Source organism: Microvirga terrae, assembly GCF_013307435.2.
Classification (GTDB): domain Bacteria; phylum Pseudomonadota; class Alphaproteobacteria; order Rhizobiales; family Beijerinckiaceae; genus Microvirga; species Microvirga terrae.
In genome coordinates this window covers 4863531-4881444 of record NZ_CP102845.1, presented here as the reverse complement: position 1 = coordinate 4881444, position 17914 = coordinate 4863531, and the positions used below count along the sequence as shown (strand labels likewise).

Here is a 17914-nt window from a genome sequence, read left to right as displayed (position 1 = left end):
GGACTTTTTCTTCCAATATGGCAGACTTATGCATCTTAATGAGCATCCGACCTCTTGCACTGTGACCCAGATGGATGAATGACCTCCACCAACAGATTGCTGATCTCGATTCCGAAATCGACGATCTGTCCGAGGCGGCAGAGCGCTGCCGGAAGAGCATGATCGTGGCACGAGTGGCGATCATAGCAGGTGTTCTGCTGGTCGGAGCGTCGCTCTCAGGGCTTGTCCGGGCAGATGCTCTCGTTCTGGTGATCGGGATTGCTGTGACGCTGGTCGGGATCGGCCTCTTGGGATCGACCCGAGGTTCCTTAGAACACATCACCGGAAAAATCCGGGCATCCGAAGCCCGTCGCGACGGCATTATTGATGGAATGAGCCATCCGTCGGTGCAGGGATAGCTAAAGCCCGGTTCCAGGCCGCTCCAGGTGATGAAGGCTATTCGGGCACGAGCACATAAGTAACTGTTCTTGCGCTAATACCCTATCCACAATCCGGGCGTGGCAATCTCCAACAGGTGATTGTCAGGATCACGGAAGCAGACGCTCACGTCACCCCTGCGCCATCCCGTCCGCCCCTCCAGCGCAACGCCAGCATCAGTCGGATGCGGCTGCCATTCCTCCGATTCATCCTGCGGGATCGAGAAGGCGACGTGCATGGGGCCGTGGCCGTCGTGCGGCGGGATCGACCCACCAGGGGTTTCAATGGGTTGAAGAGACCCGCCCCGTGGAAAGAGCGGAAGAACGCTATTGTCACCCACGTCATAGGCCCGCATCCGGTGATCCTCGTGAATGCAGAACAGGCCTAGTACGCTACCATAGAAGGTGGCAGACCGGTCGAGGTAAGCAACGTACAGGGCAGTCTCAAGAACGCGGGTCAACGTGGGCATACGTGGCTTCTCATCATTGTCAGACTAACGCTGGACAGCAGGATTTGCTGCGCGTGATCGGAACACTTGTCGAGAAGCACCCCGTCCACACGCAGTCCGTTCTGTGAAAGCGGGGGTTCAATTCTCATCGTCTTCAGGTAGGGATTCGATATCACCAATACCCCAGGCGCGGTAACCAGCACGCCTTTCCAGAGCCTCGACTTGTCGCAGAAGCTGTGTGGCGAGTGTGGCTTCGCGCGAGAGGCCTTCATCCCCAGGGTCCATCCCTAGGCGCAGGTGCATGTCACGCGCCCTCGCTTCGAGAGCACGTCTCAGGACACGCAACTGCTCTTGATCCAGTTCGAGCAGCATCTTGACCCTCGCTCCTGTTCCCTCAGCGGTTAGGTCTGCCGGCGTAGTCCGGCTTTAGCGCACCTTGTATTCTATACGGTGCGGCTGCGCGGAACGGATCATCGCCGGTACGGTCGCGAGCCCAAGGCTTCCATTGAAACACCTGACATAGATCAAAGAAACAGCCTGACACGCTAGAGCATCGGTTCCAAAAGTGGACCCACTTTTGGGATCGATCCGATGCTCAATGCCTTAAGCGGCGCATCGTTCGGCGCGGACCCAGCGGGCCGCGCAAGCGAAAACCGGGTCCACTTTTCGCTGACGCGGCCCTCTGGGTCCGCACGATGCTTGTCTTATGATTTTCGCGTCCTGATCGAGCAAGATGAGGACACCGCCAGCGGGTCGCGAGCTCGCTGGCGGTGGGAGGGGACGGGTCGTTCCGACGCAGACCGGAGCGGGTCGAGCTAGAGTCAGACCGCCCCTCTCTTTTCCTCGTGGCCTGAACGGATACCCGGGCGTGATGGCCCGCATGACAAGCCAAGGACGCGGAAAAGATGGATCATCCTATACCACAGACCGCCGGCATCGACATTGCCAAAGATCAGCTCGATGTCTGTCTCTGCCCCGACGGGGCCACGCGCCACTTCCCCAACGACGCCAAAGGCCATCGCGCCCTCATCGCTTGGCTGGCCGCGTACGCCATTCAGCGCGTGGTCTTCGAGCCGACCGGCGCCTATCACCGCGGGCTGGAGCGCAGTCTTGCCAGTGCCGGCCTGCCGCTGGCGAAGATCAATCCCCGCCACGCCCGCCGCTTCGCGGAAGCCCTGGGACAGCTCGCCAAAACCGATCGGCTCGATGCGGCCCTGCTGGCGCGTTTTGGAGCCCTGCTCGAGCCTCCCACCCGGCCCGTGCTCAGTCCCACTCTGGATGCCATGAAGGAGCTGGTGGTGGCGCGGCAGGCGCTGATCAAGGACCGCACGGCCGCTCTCAACCGGCAGAAGGTGGTCCGCTCTCCCTTGTTGCGACGTCAGCTCGACCAGCGGCTGCGCCAGATAGTCCGCCACTTGGCTGCGGTCGACGCCCAACTTCTCAGCCTGTGTCAGGCGGATGCGGATCTCGCCCCGCGTCTGGCCATCCTCATGAGCATTCCCGGCATTGCTCAAGCCACGGCCGTGAGCCTGCTCGTCGAGATGCCTGAACTCGGCAGCCTCGATCAGAGCCAGGTGGCCAGCCTCGCCGGCTTGGCTCCGGTGGCGCGCGACAGCGGAACCTCGCGCGGTCGCCGCACGATCCGGGGCGGCCGCGCCCATCTGCGTCAGGCGCTGTACATGCCAGCGCTGGTGGCGGCCCGCTTCAATCCGGATCTGAAGGCCAAGTACCAGGCCCTGCTCGCGGCGGGCAAGCCGGCCAAGGTCGCCCTGACGGCCATCATGCGCAAGCTCATCATCCTGGCCAATGCGCTCTTGCGAGATCAGCGAAACTGGTCCCCAAAACCCGCTTGATCAATACGGATACTCTAGCTTTGGAATTCCATAATGTTTACTGCCGGGCGTTTCTATGTAGGCGCAAAGTTAGAATGTCCTGATCCCGGATCATCAGGGCAGACGGCCGAAGCTCTCGAAGATCACATCGTAGAAGCTCTCGGCATCAACATCACGGACTACGTAAGCGTTCTTTTGCCGGTTGGTCACACCCCACCAATCAATCACAGTCATCCCAGTTGTCAGAGGAGAGTTCGTCTCAATCTCGACATTCACAGGGAGGCCCGAGAACAACTCGGGCCGTAGCACCCAGACAACTGTCGTCGGATCGTGCATCGGAGCGCGGTTGGCTCCGTACTTCTGCCAATCAAACCGCTTGGCGTAGGTGAGGAGTCTCGCAAAGATTGGACCGACCTTGTTCCCCATTGTGCGGAAGCGTTCGATCCGATCAGCCGTTACGTGAGCCTTGTGGGTGACATCCAGTGGCATCATCACGATTCGAGCGCCCGAACTCAACACTCGCGCGGCCGCTTCCGGATCCACGTAGCAGTTGAACTCGGCTGCAGGAGTCACATTGCCGCCTTCCGACAAAGCGCCGCCCATCCAGACGATCTGGTCAATCCGCCCGGCTACGCGTCCGTCCCGTTCGATGGCCATTGCCAAGTTCGTCAAGGGGCCAAAAGCACAGATCGTGATGGACTTCGCTGGCCGGCTCATAACCTCTTGAATGATGAAGTCAGCCGCATGCTGAGGTTGAATAGGCATCGTCGGTTCCGGCAGATCGTATCCGTCGAATCCGGTCTTGCCGTGCACGTACTCAGCCGTGAAAAGCGGGCGGGCCAGAGGAGCCTCGGCTCCGGCGAATGCCTTGACATCCTGGCGCTCGGCAAGCTCCAGGATCTTGCGAACATTTCGGGCAGTATGATGAAGAGGAACGTTGCCGGCGACAGCGCAGATTCCAAGGACTTCAATCAGGGGAGATCCCAAGGCCGTCAAGATGGCGACCCCATCATCTGGGCCAGGGTCAGTGTCGATGATAACCTGCTTCATCCATTTGCGCTCACGAGCATCTCATGTCTCTGCTTTCAGCAAATGCTAAGGCAAAGTTTAAGTGCAGCGATCCCTGCATGATTGTGACCGCCCACCCAGTTCTGTGAAGGGTCGAATGGGCGACTCTGCCAGCCTTACTTCGGAACCCGTGCATTCCAGCTCTGCCAATCCGCTACAATCGTGTGAGCGAACTTGCCGCCAACCCGATACGCGTTCGTGACAGAGGGAATATAGCCGCCCGACTTTGCCGTCAGGGACTCCACAGGGGTCTGCCCTGATCCTTCCCGATCGAAGTTCGACGCGGTTCGAAGGATGGCGATCCGGTCGAAGTTGAGGAGATTGGCGTCCGCGCCGCGCCGAAGGGCCGTGAGAGTCGCATTATCCTCCTGCTGCGTGGTACAATAGTTGGCCTCGCCATTCGTGATCAGCTTCGCCCATGCCTCCATCCCGGCTCCGAGCTTTGAACCGTGCCACCAGGTATCCATGGAGATTGTATCGCAGATGCTCACGCGGGGTGCGGCATTCGCCGGAGCGGCTGCGTACCGCGCCCGGTAGGCTTTGGCGGCATCACCATCAGCCAGCTCTACGTCCTTCGTCAGGCTGTACGCCTTCTGCAGGAGTTCCTCGTTCAACCGGTAGACTTCGCTTCCGTACCTGAGCTCGACCTTCTCGCCCGGTCGGCTCGCACCAATGGCGACATAGCCGGTGCTCCAGTCGCTGGGCATGTCGCGGGCGTCGATCGCATTCTGTAGACCCCCATCGACTGCAAAGCGCGCCCAATGCGCTGATCCCAAGGTCCCATCGGCGGGATCAACACCGGCAATGCCGGCAATGAGAAAGTAAGTCCGCGAGAGGTCAAAGCGGCCACTGTAGATCAAAGCGGAAACAGAACTGGCCGCATTGGCATAGCCCATGCTGGTGGTCATCAGGCACAGACCGGCGTCAGTGCACGACACCTCGGGAAAGGCCTTGGACAGGCCAGGAACCGCTACTTTCTGCGTGAACCGCTCACTATCCAGCCAGGGCTTGGCCTCACCGGCAAACATGGTGATCACCACGACCTTGGGGCTGATGCGTTGGGAGGCTTCCTGTGCGGAGAGGGCCAGCGGGAGGCTCGCGGCCACAACGCCCAGAAGACTGGCTCCAAATTGATGTAACATCATCAGCTCCTCACGTCTGCAATCGCAATTTCTCCCCAGCGGCCAGGCGGCTATAGGGATGTCGGCTGGATCGGGTCTACCAAACCCAGCCGGATCGGGGCTACCGGAAAGTTCGATCTTGGTTGCTTGTCATGCAGGCAGAGCGCTCGTTGAGACCGCAATTCTGGCCATCGAGTGGGCATCTCAGCCAAGCTTCCATCGGTGGTTTAGGCTTGGATGTTCCTGATCAGCCGTAGCACGAGGTCAACGCTCGCCGAGTCGTGGCCCTCCTGGCGGATCACCCGAGAGTGGGGTCAGTGTTCTGACCCGGCTCTGCCCGCTAACCGCAGCGTGATCTGCAGGACGCCGGCACCGCCTCGCGGATTGAGTTCGAGCGCCTTCAGAGATGACCGGCCAGCGCCTAAGGTGCGCCCGCTGGTGCTGCACAGGATTCGCACTTCGGACCGATCTGGCGGAGCTATGACGGAATTTAGGTGACGGGGCCGATCAGGCGGCGCTGTTTGTCGGCACCGGAATGACCTCGCTGCCGTCCTTAAACCTGACACCGGCGATCACCTTCGGCAACTGGTTTTCACCCATCAACCTCCGCCAGCTTTTCGAAGCTGCCATGATGAGCTTGAACACCATCAGTCGCGCCGTTGTCGGCGACAGCGCGCCCTTGGTGCGCACGGTCCGGTGCCGCACCGTCGCGAACACACTTTCGATGGGATTTGTCGTCCGCAAATGGATCCAGTGCTCAGCCGGCCAGTCGTAGAAGGCCAGCAGCGCCCGCTGGTCCTTGCGCACGCACTCCACGGCTTTTGGATAGCGCGCCTGATAGGCTTCGGCGAACAGGTCGATGGCGATCTCGGCTTGGGCTCGGGTCGGCGCGAGATAAATCTCCCGCAGCGCCACCTTCATGCCGGGCTGCACGGATTTCGGCACTTTGTTGAGCACGTTGGTGGTCTTGTGCAGCCAGCAGCGTTGATGGTGCGTGCCGGGAAAGAGTTCGTCGAGCGCCTTCCAGAAGCCGAGAGCCCCATCCCCGACCGCAATCCGGGGCGGAACGGACAAGCCCCGCCGCTTGATCTCGACGAGAAGCTCGCGCCAGCTTTGGGCGCTCTCGCGCACGCCAGCCCGGAAGCCGATCAACTCCTTCTTGCCCTCTGGCGTGGCACCGATCAGCACGAGGATGCACTCGGCTTGATCCTCCATCCGGGCCTGGAGATAGACGCCGTCGGCCCAGACGTAGACGTAGCGGCGCGCCGACAGGTCGCGCGCCTGCCAACGCTCGTATTCGGCCTGCCATTCGCCGGTGAGCCGGGTGATGGCGGACGGCGACAGGTTCGGGGCGTCCTTACCGAGCAAGGCTGAGAGCGCCTCCTGGAAGTCGCCGGTCGAGAGCCCGCGCAGATACAGGACCGGCAGCAGCGCATCCAAGCTCTTTGTCCGCCGGGCCCATTTCGGCAGGATTGCCGAGGTAAAGCGGATGCGGTCGGCATCGTCCGTGGCGCCGCGGTCGCGGATCTTGACCCGGCTGACCTCCACCGGACCGATGCCGGTTTGGATCATGCGCTCGGGGCCATGGCCGTGCCGGACCAGACGCTCACGCCCGTCCGGCAGCTTCAACTCGCGCATGCTGGCGAGATAGGCCTCAGCCTCGATCTCGATGGCCTGGGCCAGCAATTTACGGGCGCCGGCGCGCAGAATATCGGTCAGGGGATCGTCAATCGTATCGGGCTGACGAAGGCGCAAAACATTGGTAGTGTCGTTCATGGCGTATCGCTCTCTCGAAGAGGTTCTGGCAGGCTCGACACCCGCCTCGATACGCCGCCCTTCTCACACCGTCATCACCCAGTTTCCGCCATAGCTCGATCTGGCGCGATCGCATCCGGAAGCGCGCTGAGCCGGCGGGTCGCAAACGACATGAGCCACCTCCGGCAACCGATGAAGGCATAGGATTGCGCGCGCAGCCGAAGCCGCCCGAAGGTCAGTAGCCTCAGGGTCCGCGGGCCAACATACGGCCAAGCTTAAGCGCTCAGATTGTCCCCTTCCTGACGGTCAGCACAACATCGGGTGATGCCCCACGCTAAGCTTTGCTGCGTCCGAAGAAGACGACATTGTCGCTCATCTCGACCACCTTCCGGAGCTGCGACAGCTCGATGAATGCGTGGGCGCCGTACAACCTCCACATCGGGCTGACCACCTCTTGGAAAGGAACTTCCGGATTGGACGTCCACCGGGAATCCCACTCTTGGGCCGTGAAGTCGTCGCCATAGGCATGAGTCACGGTCAGATCCGGATCAAAGCCATCGTCGACGCAGAGGGCCTTCGCCCTGACCCTGATCTGGCTGTCCACGAGGTCGGATGTTTCCTGGGGCCGCGCGTACAGCATGATCACTCCGCAACCGGCTTGGAGGAGGGGAGGGGCTGACTGCGCTGCTCCATGGAGCGTGTCAGCTCTTGGATGATCCAGCGTCTGGCTTGGCGTTTTGAGGATCGTGTCATGGTGACCTCCTGCGATGTCACCAGGATCGACCAAAACAGACTGTCCTTCTGTGACCCGGGCCACACATGGCTCGTGAGAGAGCGATCACGGTCATTTATGCGGTGAGCGGTTCAAAGGAAAGGCTTTCCTTTGGTCCTCACCAACAGAATTCAACCGTGTCGCCGTTGCTGTCGATCACCCTGGAAAGATACATCCAGCGACCTCCCAGCTTGATATAGGTCTCGTCGATGTGCCACTTGCTGGTGACAAGTTGCTTGCGTGAGTTGAAGTGCTTCAGCAGTTCGGGCGAGTGTCGAACGACTCATCTGTGAAGGGTCGCGTAGTCGACCGAGATGCCGCGCTCAGCCATCATCTTCTCGAGCATGGGCATTCTGAGAGTGTAAGCCAGATACCACCGGATGCAGAGCAGGATCACCGATCGATCAAAATGCCTGCCCTTGAATACCTATTCCTCCGCCACTGAGACATCCATCTCAGTAGCTGAAACTATGAGACAAATCGTTTGCGATAGTGCCTTGCTTGGTGCTTGCAACACAACCCAAGCGAATACCCACAATGGTATCCGCTTGGGCCATCCTTTGGGGTCACATAGTTCACATGATCCACAAAGGACCTGTGAAGCCCGCCTTCAGTCCACGTCACTTGCTCGCGAGTTGTCATGAGCCAATTGCCGCAAAGCTAGAGGCTTGTCCCTGTCACGACTACTGCCGCCTAGTCATACAGTACGGCTGCGATCTTCGGATCGCTAATATTGGACTTGTCGTAGTAGAAGAAGCCTGTGTCGATGATCTTCTCGAGCTTCTCGCCCTTGAGTGCATTGACGGCAGCCTCAACCGTCTTATATCCGATACCAACAGGGTTCTGCGTGATGGCTCCCGCCATTAGGCCTTCCTGGATAGCTTGCTTCTGCTGCTTACCGGAATCGTAGCCAATGATGACGATCTTGCGGTTCATTTCCCTGGCACCATTGACGACTCCGATTGCCGAGCCCTCATTCGCGCCAAAGATTCCCTTGAGTTTGGGGTTGGCCTGGAGGATCGACTTGGTGATCTCGGTCGATTTCAGGTGATCGCCTGAGCCGTATTGGATGCTTACGATATTGATCTTCGGATACTTTTCCTTGATCCGGTTCGCAAATCCATCTCGCCGATCGATACCCGTACGACTGGTCTGGTCATGCACCACGAGAGCAATGTCGCCCTCGCCTCCGATGAGCTCCGCCATCTTGTCAGCAGCCAGAGCCGCAGCCGCCAGATTGTTGGTCGCTGCTGTGGTCAGCGGAATGTCGCTGTCGACGCCGGAGTCGAACGCGATGACGGGAACCTTGGCGGCCTGCGCCTTGCGCAACAGAGGGATTGCGGCCTGACTATCGAGGGCTGCGAATCCGATGGCCTTCGGGTTCTTGGCAAGCGCTGCCGATAGCATGTCGATCTGCTTGTCAACCATGGTTTCGCTGTCTGGACCTTCGAACGTGATGCGCACGTTATAGTCCTTGGCTGCCTGCTCGGCTCCGGTTTTGACAGCCTGCCAAAATTGATGCTGGAATCCTTTCGAAATAAGTGGGATGTAGGTCTCCTGGGCCGCTGCAGGTCCGGCAAAACCGACTAATGCACCAATGCTGATGGCACCAATCAAAGTGCGTCTGTTCCACATCGTTTCCTCCTGATCGTTGTATACTTTGGCCTATTGGTGAATGAGTTAGGACAGATTACCGGGTCGCGTGCTCCTTTGGACTCGTGAGAAGTAAGGGGAGATCCTCAGGCCTTGCGGCGCAGGATGTCGGCATACACGGCGAGAATGATAATCACTCCGGTCACGACCGTCTGCCACTCCTGAGCCACCGAGAGAATACGTAGGCCGTTGGTGAGCACGCTGATGATCAGAGCTCCGATGATTGTCCCGAGAATGGTGCCGCGTCCACCGCTCAAGGAAGTGCCTCCGATGACGACGGCCGCAATGGCGTCGAGCTCGTAGCCTTGACCGAGCGCCGGTTGGGCAGAATTGAGTCGCGAGGCGATGATGAGGCCGGCAATGCCGCAGATCCCGCCTGAAACTGTGTAGACTATGATCTTCCAGAAGTCGGTATTCACCCCGGAGAGTCGCACCGCCTCCTCATTGGATCCCAGGGCAAATGTGTATCGGCCGAAGGCGGTGCGCGTAAGAACAAAACTGGAGGCAATCGCAACTATGAAGAGGATCAGGACGCCATTAGGGACCGGGAGAAACGGGAGGATCGCCCCGATCAAGGACTCTTGCGAGATCAGCGGAAAACTCGGCGTATCATTGAAATAGATTGGACGGGTTCCCGAGATCACAAGCGCGAGTCCCTTCAGCAACATCATCATGCCCAGAGTTGCGATGAACGGCGGGATCTTCATCTTGGCAATGAGGGTGCCGGAGACTGAGCCGCAGAGAGCGCCGGCGGCAATAGCCGCCACGATGCCGACAGGCATCGGCAGTCCCCAGTATGTGAGGAATACGCCGGCAATGACTGCGCAGAACGTCATCAACGTTCCAACCGACAGATCGATTCCGCCGGTGATGATGACGAATGTCGCCGCCACGGCGAGAACACCGTTCACAGCTGTTGCCTGCAGAATGCCGATGAGATTGTCAGGCTGAAGGAAGTTCTCGGAGGCAACGCTGAAGACAGCCATCAGGGCGATCAGGCTGGCGAAGGCCAGGATCTTCTGCCATGCTCCTTGGCTGAACGCGGCAGACTTGATGACGGTCTGGGCTTCCTTTTCTGCGATGGTCGTCACGTAGTTGATCCCTCGGGCGCCGCGTTTGATGTATTGGTTGTGAGACTATGCCGCTGCGTTGCGAGGCGCATGATGTCCTCCTGCGTGGCTCTCTCAGCAAGGAGTTCGCCGGTCAGCCGACCCTCGCACATCACGGCGATCCGGTGGCTCATGCGCAGGATCTCAGGCAGCTCGGAGGAAATCATCACGATCGCTCTGCCCTCGGCGGCGAGTGTATTGAGGAGCTTGTAGATCTCACTTTTTGCTCCGACATCAATGCCACGAGTCGGTTCGTCGAAGAACAGGATCTCGCAGTCGCGGGCAAGCCATTTTGCAATCACGATCTTCTGCTGGTTGCCGCCTGACAGAAACCGCACCTCCTGGGCATCAGAAGGCGTCTTGATCCGTAGCTGCCGGATACAGGAGCGTGCCATTTCACGGATGGCGCGCTTTTTGAGGAACATGTTCATGGAAAGGAAGCGTCCAAGGCATGGCATGACGATGTTGGCCGCCACGTCCATGCCTGTCGCTAGACCAAAGCGCTTCCGATCTTCGGATAGATAGCCGATGCCGAGCCGCACGGCATCCTGCGGTGACCGGATCGTCACGGGTCTGCCCCGGATTAGAATCTCGCCACCATCAAGGGGGTCCGCGCCAAAAATGGCGCGCGCGACCTCTGTCCGCCCAGCTCCCATCAAACCAGCGAATCCCAGGATCTCGCCCTTCCGCAGTTTGAAGCTTACATCCTTAATGACATTGCTGCGTCGAAGATTGCGGACCTCCAGCACGACGTCGTGGCTCGACAGATCCGGGACCTCCGTCTTCCCTTCGGAAAGACTTCGGCCAACCATCATTGAAATAATTGTATCAACGCTCGCAGCAGCGGTAGGAACAGTTCCAACATGCTCGCCATCGCGCATGACAGTGACGCGATCGGAGATTTTCTTCAACTCATCCATCTTGTGGGAAATATAGACAATGCCGACACCTTGAGCCTTGAGCTTCCGGATAATGCTGAAAAGCTCGCCAATTTCCGCATTGTTGAGAGCCGCAGTGGGCTCGTCCATGATCAAGACCCTGGATTTGAAGGACAGGGCCTTGGCGATCTCGATCATCTGCTGCTTGGCCACGGTGAGTTGGCCAACCTCGACCCGCGGATCAAGTTTGAGATGCATGCGTTCGAAAATTTCGGCAGCGGCTTGGTTTAGAGCCTCTTCATCGAGCAGAAGTCCTCCAACTCGCTTAGGTTCGCGGCCGATGAAGATGTTCTGTGCCGCCGTGAGATCGCTCATCAGGTTCAGTTCCTGATGGATGATGCTGATCCCAAGATCCTGCGCGGCCCGCGGCGAAGGAATATCGAGGGCAACGCCCTCAATGCAGATCTCGCCGGCATCCTTTCGATAGATTCCGGCTAGAATCTTCATCAGGGTGGACTTGCCGGCGCCGTTCTCGCCCATCAGGGCATGAACTTCCCCAGGAAGGAGTTCGAAGCGTGCCTTCTTGAGCGCCTTCACGCCCGGAAAAGATTTATCGAGGTCTTTGATCACGACAAGCGGTGTCATGAGCCGGGATCCAGCTGGCTGGGGCTCCTCACCTGCACGACGCTACAGAGTGAGCATGCAATAGCGACGACACCTGCCGCATCCATTACGTCTGGGGGATCGCTACAAGTACGCCGGATCTCGCTCGGACACTTGAGATCCCAAGCCATCGCGGTCTCCGGCAGGAAGTATTCCTGTACCCGCATCGATCGCTCCCGATCACCATCCTGCGGCGATCTCGCGCTCTTGGCGGCTTTTCAGTTCGACCTCTTGCGAAGCCAGATCTGATTAAGACGCAGTAGCTCACGATATTTCGAGGATGATATTCATGAAGGCCAAGGGCAGGCAACTGAAAATATGGATCTGATCGACCTGCGAAGGGGACGCTCTGCAACACTATCCTGGCGGACCGGTGGCCGCCCTGAATGGATTGTTCTTCGGATAGGATGGCGAGCAGGAGAGGAGTGTCTTCGTCGTTTGAACCTGCGGATTTGCATCGGCCCGTTTAGGTCTGTTCCAACGGAACCGGCCAAGGCGTTCGGATGAGCATAGGAATACGCTCTTCTGAATCTGGTTCGAAAGCTTGAGGCAGCGGAGGTTGAGGGAGTTCGATGGCGCCGACGCTGTCAACCCAATCGAAACGCGGCCTTAGAGAAACGTATGATGGAAGGTCTGGGAATGGAATCGAGGTTGGAGTTGCAGGAACGACCTGCTCGGGTGAAGGCAGAGACGGCTCAACTGGCTCTGGGAGTGCAGGCATCAAGGTAGCCAGAGGAAAACTTGTCTCGGCCGGAGATGGCGGCGGTGGCATTGCGGCCTCCGATGGCACCTCTGGCAGGAAGGATGTGGGCGGCTCCGGCGGTGGCATTTCGACCAGCGATGTGGAAGGGAAGGTCGGTTCGGCAGGCTCCGGAGGTGGCGGCATCAGCTTGGTCACCGGAACCTCGAGTTCGGTCCTTTCCGAGAGCGACGGCGTTATGGCACCTATGGACGGTTCGTGCTTGACTGGAAGCTCCGTTGGCGATTGCGGTCCATGCACCAAATCAGCCTGATGTTGAAGCGATTGAACTCGCCTCACGGTTGCACTTCGGGTGACCTGATAGGAACGGATACCCGGACGGTTTCCGTCGTTCTCGGATATCGTCCCAGCCCGACGCCTCTCCCCCACGTTGTTCGGCTGTGGATTGGGCGCAGCCTTCAAAGGATGGAAATGAGGTATGTCGATCGCATTCACCACTCTTTCGGCGCAAGATGCGTTGGCCCAACTCACCGTAAGGGCAGTAAATACCCAAAACTTATGCATCCCCTCGCCAACCCTCCTGATCTAGTCGTCAGGGTAGCGAAGAAAAACTGCGCGGAGGAGATCCCGCGGCAATTTGCGCTCGGAATCAACAAGACTTTCTGAAAATCGTTGCACAAAGGGCGATCTGCGAACTGGGATTTGACCCTCGTTCCACTCTCGCGACATGCCATGCGGCATCAATACTCCTAAGCGTTGGATCAGCATCTTCTTCGCTGGTCGGCCCGGGACGAGGCAAGGGTCGAATCGTCACCTTGAGTGTTGCTTCAGAACCCATTCTAGCTCGTGGTGCTTGTGGTGACGTCGGCCTCGTTCCGAAGGCATTTTGGGAGACCCTCACGTACAGACCCGATTGTAACCTACAAACGTTTGAGCTTGTCCGACGGGCAAAAGCATTCGGCAATCCGTAGCATCCGTCGGCAGAGTTGGCTTTTACTCGTCGTGAGAGTGTTGACCGGCCAAGGACGCGGCCCTAGCGTGAAGTGTCAATGACAGATGTCTCCATGGCCCGCACCCTTCTCTGCTTCGGCGACAGCAACACCCACGGATCCCCACCAATTGTTACACGGGGAGAGGCCTACCACCGCTTTGATGCGGACACGCGTTGGCCGCGTCTGGTAGCATCAACACTCCCGGACTGGGAGGTCACGGAGGAAGGACTTCCTGGACGGACGGCTCAGTTCCCCGATCCGGTGGCAGGGGCCCACATGGACGGACGCGAGGGCCTGAAGATCGCTCTTCAGAGTCACGGTCCCATCGACGCTCTGGCGATTATGCTTGGGACGAACGATACCAAGACCCGCTTTGGCGCCACACCCGGAAAGATTACGGCAGGGATTGCCAGTCTCCTCGACATCGCCATGGGTCTTGAGATGCAGCAACGACATGGCGGCTTTCGCATCCTGGTGATCTGCCCGCCGCCGGTTCTCGAGCAGGGGCCGATCCGCTCCGAGTTTGTTGGCGCGCGCGAAGTGTCACTCAAGCTTCCCGCGCTTTATGCCGTACTGGCGGAGGCACGGGGAGTGGGCTTCATCGATGCCGGAGCGCTGATCCAGGTAAGTCCGGTTGACGGTATCCACTTGGAGCCTGACGCACATCGGAAGCTCGGCAAGGCTGTAGCGGAGACGGTCGGCCGGTTCTGAAAGCGCAGTGTCGAAGTCGACACTTCGTCGCGGGATCGACCGTGGCCAAGGTAGCACCTGGAGAGTAGCTGTCCTGATGACAATGACGGCAATTCTCATCCACAACCAGAACACGGGGGACGACGCCCCGCCCGGCGGGCGATCTCGCAATCGAGAAGCAAGCCGCGAGGTGCGCCGAGGTCATTGGAGCTAGGCGCGAGATCAGCTTCGCGAGACGGAGCGCAGCGAGGGCGGAGGCCATCCGCGATGTCGAGATCGTATCGTTCAGTTCTCTGTGTCCTGGCGACACCCTTCAAACTCGGTTCAAGGGATTATGCCAGCCGGGTAGGCTCCGGTCACCCGCTCAATCTGCTGGACGACGCTCGTATGGGTTCTGGCCGACCATTGGCTCGGGTCCTCGTCACATTCACCCAAAACTGCCTTTCAGGCGTGTCGCCGCCACCATAAGTTGGCATACGGCACCCCTCTGCAGCATGGGAACGAGTTGCCTCCTGCTCGTAAATCGTCCAGCGCACCCGCGTCGGCTCGCGCCTTGACCTGTGCTGGCTTATGTTGATGAATTCTCTGCTGTTGTGTCAACGTCGCTGTGATGCAGCAATGTCTAGTCAGTAAAGCGAAGTGTTCCATCCTTACATGTATCAAGTTCAGGGAGTTCGGCCGTTGATTCATCCTCAAAGGTTGCGGCGACAGCTACCATGCAGCCGGTGACCCTTGGAAGCCTTAAAGTGGCTTTCGCCTTTGGAGCGAGTGGCTTTGTCAGCCGAACGGTCTGTCCATTCGCGCCAATAGCGATATCGGTTGCCGAGACATCGCGAGCATTGGTGACGACGACGGAAGAATTCGGCTTTGAAGGTGCAGCGAAGACACCAGTGGCAGCGAGCAGGAAGCTAGTGACAATCAGGGTTCGAACAATCATGGCAATTCCTCATTTTGCTGTTTGGAATGCATCGTTCATGGGAGGGATCAAACCCCGGCCCGTCTTCAGATCCGCCGCTTCGTTTGTTGCTGACGGACAGGCGCAACCTAGCTTAAGTGTACCGTCTTCATAATGGAGCGGTCATCAAAGTAAGAGCGCCGGTTGCGCTTAGCGCTCCAGGTAGACCTCCTTTCACGGCCAGTTTCAGAGGGAACAAGAACCATGCCATCTCGGCACGCAAGGAGGCTGCGCCTGCGGGGTTCACAAATGGTTTAAGTTCTTGACCAGAAGTTCCCTTCTCTCAACAACTCTCCCGGCAGGTATCTAGCGCATCGTGCGAAAAAGTGGACCCGGTTCTTCGCGGTCAGCGATGCGCCAGCCAAACGTGGAGCATCGTGCGGACCCAGCGGGCCACGCAAGTGAAAAGTGGATCCGGTATTCGCTGGCGTGGCCCGGCGGCAAGCCCTTTGGATTGAGCGGAAGATCTCCATCATCCGGATTATCACCGTCGAGCGCAGACGACTTCCCCACTTGGAACATCGCGGACTCAAGGCAGTGTCAACGAAACAGTGGATTGACCATAGCGGTGGTGTGCTACAAGCTAATCGCGCGTGCTTCCGAAAAAACCTGTTTGCGTACCCTGTCGAGGCCAAGCGCTCCCTTGGCTTCTGGAGCGGGCGCATCGGCCACAATCTTTCTCCTGGGCATTAGATTCACGTGACCGCGCGCCCGACGTCCGTTGGGCAACCTGCTTGCAAAGCAAACGGGTACCTAATAGAGCGCCCACAGCCCATCGACCGGCCGCAGAGTCACTGGAAGATCCGGAGTGAAGGGCCCAGGAGGAGCGGAGTTCCGGTTACTTGGCAGGCGAGCGCCGCGCTTGAGCTTAACGGGAGCGTCTCTGCTTGCCACGTCATCCGACTTAGGTTTGCTGGTGGGTGGCACAACCGGCTTCTGTGAAGTTTTCTGCGGGGGATCGCGGTGGATTCGCATCGTTCCGTCATCAGGCAGTTTGCGCTCCGTCTCGACGTTGAGAGGTGATGGCACCTGTCGATCCCTGGGTTGCAGGCTGGCGCCATCGATGCTGGTTCTGTTGTTCGACCGGACGCCACTCCGGAATGTTTGGATCACGGGCTCGAGTAGGATCGGTGTGGTCTGGAAAATCAATGTACCAGGGATGAAAGCTGTGTACGTCTCGAAAGCCTTCACTTGTCTCTCCAAGGCTTCTCGGTCCCGGAGGACCGTAGCGCTATTCTCCTTCTCCTGACGGAGGGCTTCCTTGATCGCAGCGCTGCCCGCAACTTGGGCTTTCAGAGCCAAAATTTCTCTTTGAGAGGCGCTTAGCTGCTGAACAACCGAAGCACTGCGCTCTCTCTCTTTATTTAGCTCATTCTGCAACTTGGCCTCACTCGCTCGGAGATCAGCGGGCTCACCCTGTCCGACTCTCGAGTGCTCTGGCGTCACATTTGCTGGTTCGTGCCCATTATGCGTTGAGTTTCTCGCCCCGGCTGAGCCAACTCTATCTGTCTCCCGCGAGACCAGTTCTCGCCTCAACGAGTCGATTTCGCCTGCTGACGCCTTTGCTGCATCTCTTTCCCGCGCGAGAGCCAACCGCAACTCGGTCACTTCTGCGGCGCTCCCCTCAAGGGCCGCAAGTTGTTCTTGCGCAGCAGTCAATTTGGCTGCGAGTTCTACCAGCGCAGCTTTACTCCTCTCCGCCTCTCTGGCATAGGCGTCGCGCGCGTCCGAGGCGCTTATCGCGTTTTGAGCCATTGCGGTCAGCTGCCCTCGCATGAGGTTCAGGTCATGGGCGGCTGAAGCCGTCCGTCCTCTTTCCTGCTCCAGTGATTGCTCTAGCTCTACCGCTCTGGCCCCCTTTTCTTTCAATGTTGCGAGTTGCTCTCGCACGGTGCGCAGCTCTTGTACCGCTGCCTCGGCACGCACCCTCTCCTTTTCAGCCATATCGTTCGGGCCTTTGCCATTCATGGCATTTGACGTGACCTCACCGGCTTCGATCCGTGCAGTCAACTGAGAGTCATGTTGCTCACGCGCTACAGCCAACAGCAAACTCTGTAGTTCCGGGTTATGAATATCATCTCCGATGAGTATGGCGAGTGTCCCGGCGTTGACAGCAAGGATGAGCCGCTGTCGTGCCCCGTCGAAATCATTCTGCTGCAGAGCTTTTCCAACATCAGCAGCAAGCTCGGTTCGGCCAGGGCTTGCTAAGAGGCTGTGGAGGAGCGACGGCCAATCCCTTTGCGAGGCATCGATGCGAGGGGATACCACATTGTCCCGCTCCGCGTGATTCGTTGGTGATTGTGCTGAGTCCCGTGGTGAGACCTCACTACTTTGAGGCAACCGGGGAACTGCTCCCACCAGCTCGTCACGTGCGAAACTGTGCGAGGAGCACGCAAATATAGCTGCGGCAACGATCGAGAGTATAAGGCGGCCCCGTCCGCTTTCCTCCATTGGTACGGATCGGATGCGGGTTGAGGTGCCTGAAAGCCAACTGATCTGTGGAACCATGACTTTCCTCCCAGGACGGTTATTGGTAGGCGAAATGCAGGTAGAGCACTGAAGCGAGTGGGGAGTTTCATGCTTGAAACAAGCGGGCTCCTGTAGTCTCCTCATGTAACTTTCAGCGATCCGCCCTGCGTGTAGCTCTAAGCCGTCTAGTCACGCCCTGCTTGAAGGGGAAGTCTGCAGTACTTTCTCAAAATTGCTTTCCTCCATTGGCCGTGACGTTGTCGTGGGCTAAGGCTTAGAACATCGCGGTGACGCGGCCTGCTTGATCCATGCGGCAGGTGACCCTGGCTTGCCGGATCTGCACGAGGCTACCTCGCTGGAACAGGATTCTCGCCTCGACGGGAGCTGACAGG

14 protein-coding genes and 1 pseudogene are annotated in these 17914 nt (G+C 58.7%); 3 read left to right on the top strand and 12 right to left on the bottom strand.

Features of this window, described 5'->3' with window-relative positions:
• Positions 1 to 74 precede the first annotated feature (74 nt).
• Positions 75 to 398, top strand: a complete 324-nt coding sequence (locus HPT29_RS22940; protein ID WP_173945890.1) for a hypothetical protein — start codon at positions 75 to 77, stop codon at positions 396 to 398.
• A gap of 74 nt (positions 399 to 472) precedes the next feature.
• Here HPT29_RS22940 and HPT29_RS22935 read toward each other — a convergent pair whose 3' ends face one another.
• Positions 473 to 886, bottom strand: coding sequence for a VOC family protein (locus HPT29_RS22935; protein ID WP_173945891.1), 414 nt, complete (start codon positions 884 to 886; stop codon positions 473 to 475).
• Between the two features lie 117 nt (positions 887 to 1003).
• On the bottom strand, positions 1004 to 1237 hold the full coding sequence (locus HPT29_RS22930; RefSeq protein WP_173945892.1) for a hypothetical protein: 234 nt from the start codon (positions 1235 to 1237) through the stop codon (positions 1004 to 1006).
• A 533-nt stretch (positions 1238 to 1770) separates the two neighbouring features.
• Between HPT29_RS22930 and HPT29_RS22925 the strand changes: the two genes are divergently transcribed.
• Entirely contained in the window at positions 1771 to 2718 is a 948-nt protein-coding gene (locus HPT29_RS22925; protein WP_173944981.1) for an IS110 family RNA-guided transposase, read from the top strand.
• Positions 2719 to 2811: 93 nt separating this feature from the next.
• On the opposite strand, the gene HPT29_RS22920 is transcribed toward HPT29_RS22925, so the two are convergent.
• The 8 genes and pseudogenes from HPT29_RS22920 to HPT29_RS22885 form a co-directional block, all read right to left on the bottom strand.
• Positions 2812 to 3747 (bottom strand): nucleoside hydrolase, encoded by a 936-nt coding sequence (locus HPT29_RS22920; RefSeq protein ID WP_173945008.1) that lies wholly within the window; start codon positions 3745 to 3747, stop codon positions 2812 to 2814.
• A 134-nt stretch (positions 3748 to 3881) separates the two neighbouring features.
• Positions 3882 to 4907 carry a purine-nucleoside phosphorylase gene (locus HPT29_RS22915; protein WP_173945009.1) on the bottom strand — a complete coding sequence of 342 codons (1026 nt, stop codon included), beginning with the start codon at positions 4905 to 4907 and terminating at the stop codon, positions 3882 to 3884.
• Between the two features lie 486 nt (positions 4908 to 5393).
• Positions 5394 to 6662, bottom strand: a complete 1269-nt coding sequence (locus HPT29_RS22910; protein ID WP_259060097.1) for an IS256 family transposase — start codon at positions 6660 to 6662, stop codon at positions 5394 to 5396.
• Between the two features lie 313 nt (positions 6663 to 6975).
• On the bottom strand, positions 6976 to 7458 hold the full coding sequence (locus tag HPT29_RS22905) for a hypothetical protein (RefSeq protein ID WP_173946891.1): 483 nt from the start codon (positions 7456 to 7458) through the stop codon (positions 6976 to 6978).
• Positions 7459 to 7540: 82 nt separating this feature from the next.
• Positions 7541 to 7810, bottom strand: a pseudogene (locus tag HPT29_RS22900) (DDE-type integrase/transposase/recombinase); the annotation flags it as partial.
• A 296-nt stretch (positions 7811 to 8106) separates the two neighbouring features.
• Positions 8107 to 9048: an ABC transporter substrate-binding protein gene (locus HPT29_RS22895; protein WP_173946892.1), complete on the bottom strand. Its 942-nt coding sequence runs from the start codon at positions 9046 to 9048 to the stop codon at positions 8107 to 8109.
• Between the two features lie 104 nt (positions 9049 to 9152).
• The gene (locus HPT29_RS22890) at positions 9153 to 10148 is read right to left on the bottom strand and encodes an ABC transporter permease (protein ID WP_259060779.1); all 996 of its coding nucleotides are present in this window, start codon (positions 10146 to 10148) and stop codon (positions 9153 to 9155) included.
• Between the two features lie 5 nt (positions 10149 to 10153).
• A complete protein-coding gene (locus HPT29_RS22885) occupies positions 10154 to 11698 on the bottom strand; it encodes a sugar ABC transporter ATP-binding protein (RefSeq protein ID WP_173946893.1) in 1545 nt (514 codons plus the stop codon).
• Between the two features lie 1767 nt (positions 11699 to 13465).
• Here HPT29_RS22885 and HPT29_RS22880 point away from each other — a divergent pair.
• Complete coding sequence (locus HPT29_RS22880) at positions 13466 to 14119, top strand: SGNH/GDSL hydrolase family protein (RefSeq protein ID WP_349774705.1); 654 nt, start codon at positions 13466 to 13468, stop codon at positions 14117 to 14119.
• 601 nt (positions 14120 to 14720) lie between these two features.
• On the opposite strand, the gene HPT29_RS22875 is transcribed toward HPT29_RS22880, so the two are convergent.
• Entirely contained in the window at positions 14721 to 15035 is a 315-nt protein-coding gene (locus HPT29_RS22875) for a hypothetical protein (RefSeq protein ID WP_173946895.1), read from the bottom strand.
• Positions 15036 to 15806: 771 nt separating this feature from the next.
• Complete coding sequence (locus HPT29_RS22870; protein WP_173946896.1) at positions 15807 to 17321, bottom strand: coiled-coil domain-containing protein; 1515 nt, start codon at positions 17319 to 17321, stop codon at positions 15807 to 15809.
• Positions 17322 to 17914: the final 593 nt, after the last annotated feature.

Bases quoted from the DNA above. Each gene is read 5' to 3' on its own strand.
- HPT29_RS22940 (WP_173945890.1), top strand. From the start codon at position 75: ATGAATGACCTCCACCAACAGATTGCTGATCTCGATTCCGAAATCGAC.
- HPT29_RS22935 (WP_173945891.1), bottom strand. From the start codon at position 886: ATGCCCACGTTGACCCGCGTTCTTGAGACTGCCCTGTACGTTGCTTAC.
- HPT29_RS22930 (WP_173945892.1), bottom strand. From the start codon at position 1,237: ATGCTGCTCGAACTGGATCAAGAGCAGTTGCGTGTCCTGAGACGTGCT.
- HPT29_RS22925 (WP_173944981.1), top strand. From the start codon at position 1,771: ATGGATCATCCTATACCACAGACCGCCGGCATCGACATTGCCAAAGAT.
- HPT29_RS22920 (WP_173945008.1), bottom strand. From the start codon at position 3,747: ATGAAGCAGGTTATCATCGACACTGACCCTGGCCCAGATGATGGGGTC.
- HPT29_RS22915 (WP_173945009.1), bottom strand. From the start codon at position 4,907: ATGTTACATCAATTTGGAGCCAGTCTTCTGGGCGTTGTGGCCGCGAGC.
- HPT29_RS22910 (WP_259060097.1), bottom strand. From the start codon at position 6,662: ATGAACGACACTACCAATGTTTTGCGCCTTCGTCAGCCCGATACGATT.
- HPT29_RS22895 (WP_173946892.1), bottom strand. From the start codon at position 9,048: ATGTGGAACAGACGCACTTTGATTGGTGCCATCAGCATTGGTGCATTA.
- HPT29_RS22885 (WP_173946893.1), bottom strand. From the start codon at position 11,698: ATGACACCGCTTGTCGTGATCAAAGACCTCGATAAATCTTTTCCGGGC.
- HPT29_RS22880 (WP_349774705.1), top strand. From the start codon at position 13,466: ATGACAGATGTCTCCATGGCCCGCACCCTTCTCTGCTTCGGCGACAGC.
- HPT29_RS22875 (WP_173946895.1), bottom strand. From the start codon at position 15,035: ATGATTGTTCGAACCCTGATTGTCACTAGCTTCCTGCTCGCTGCCACT.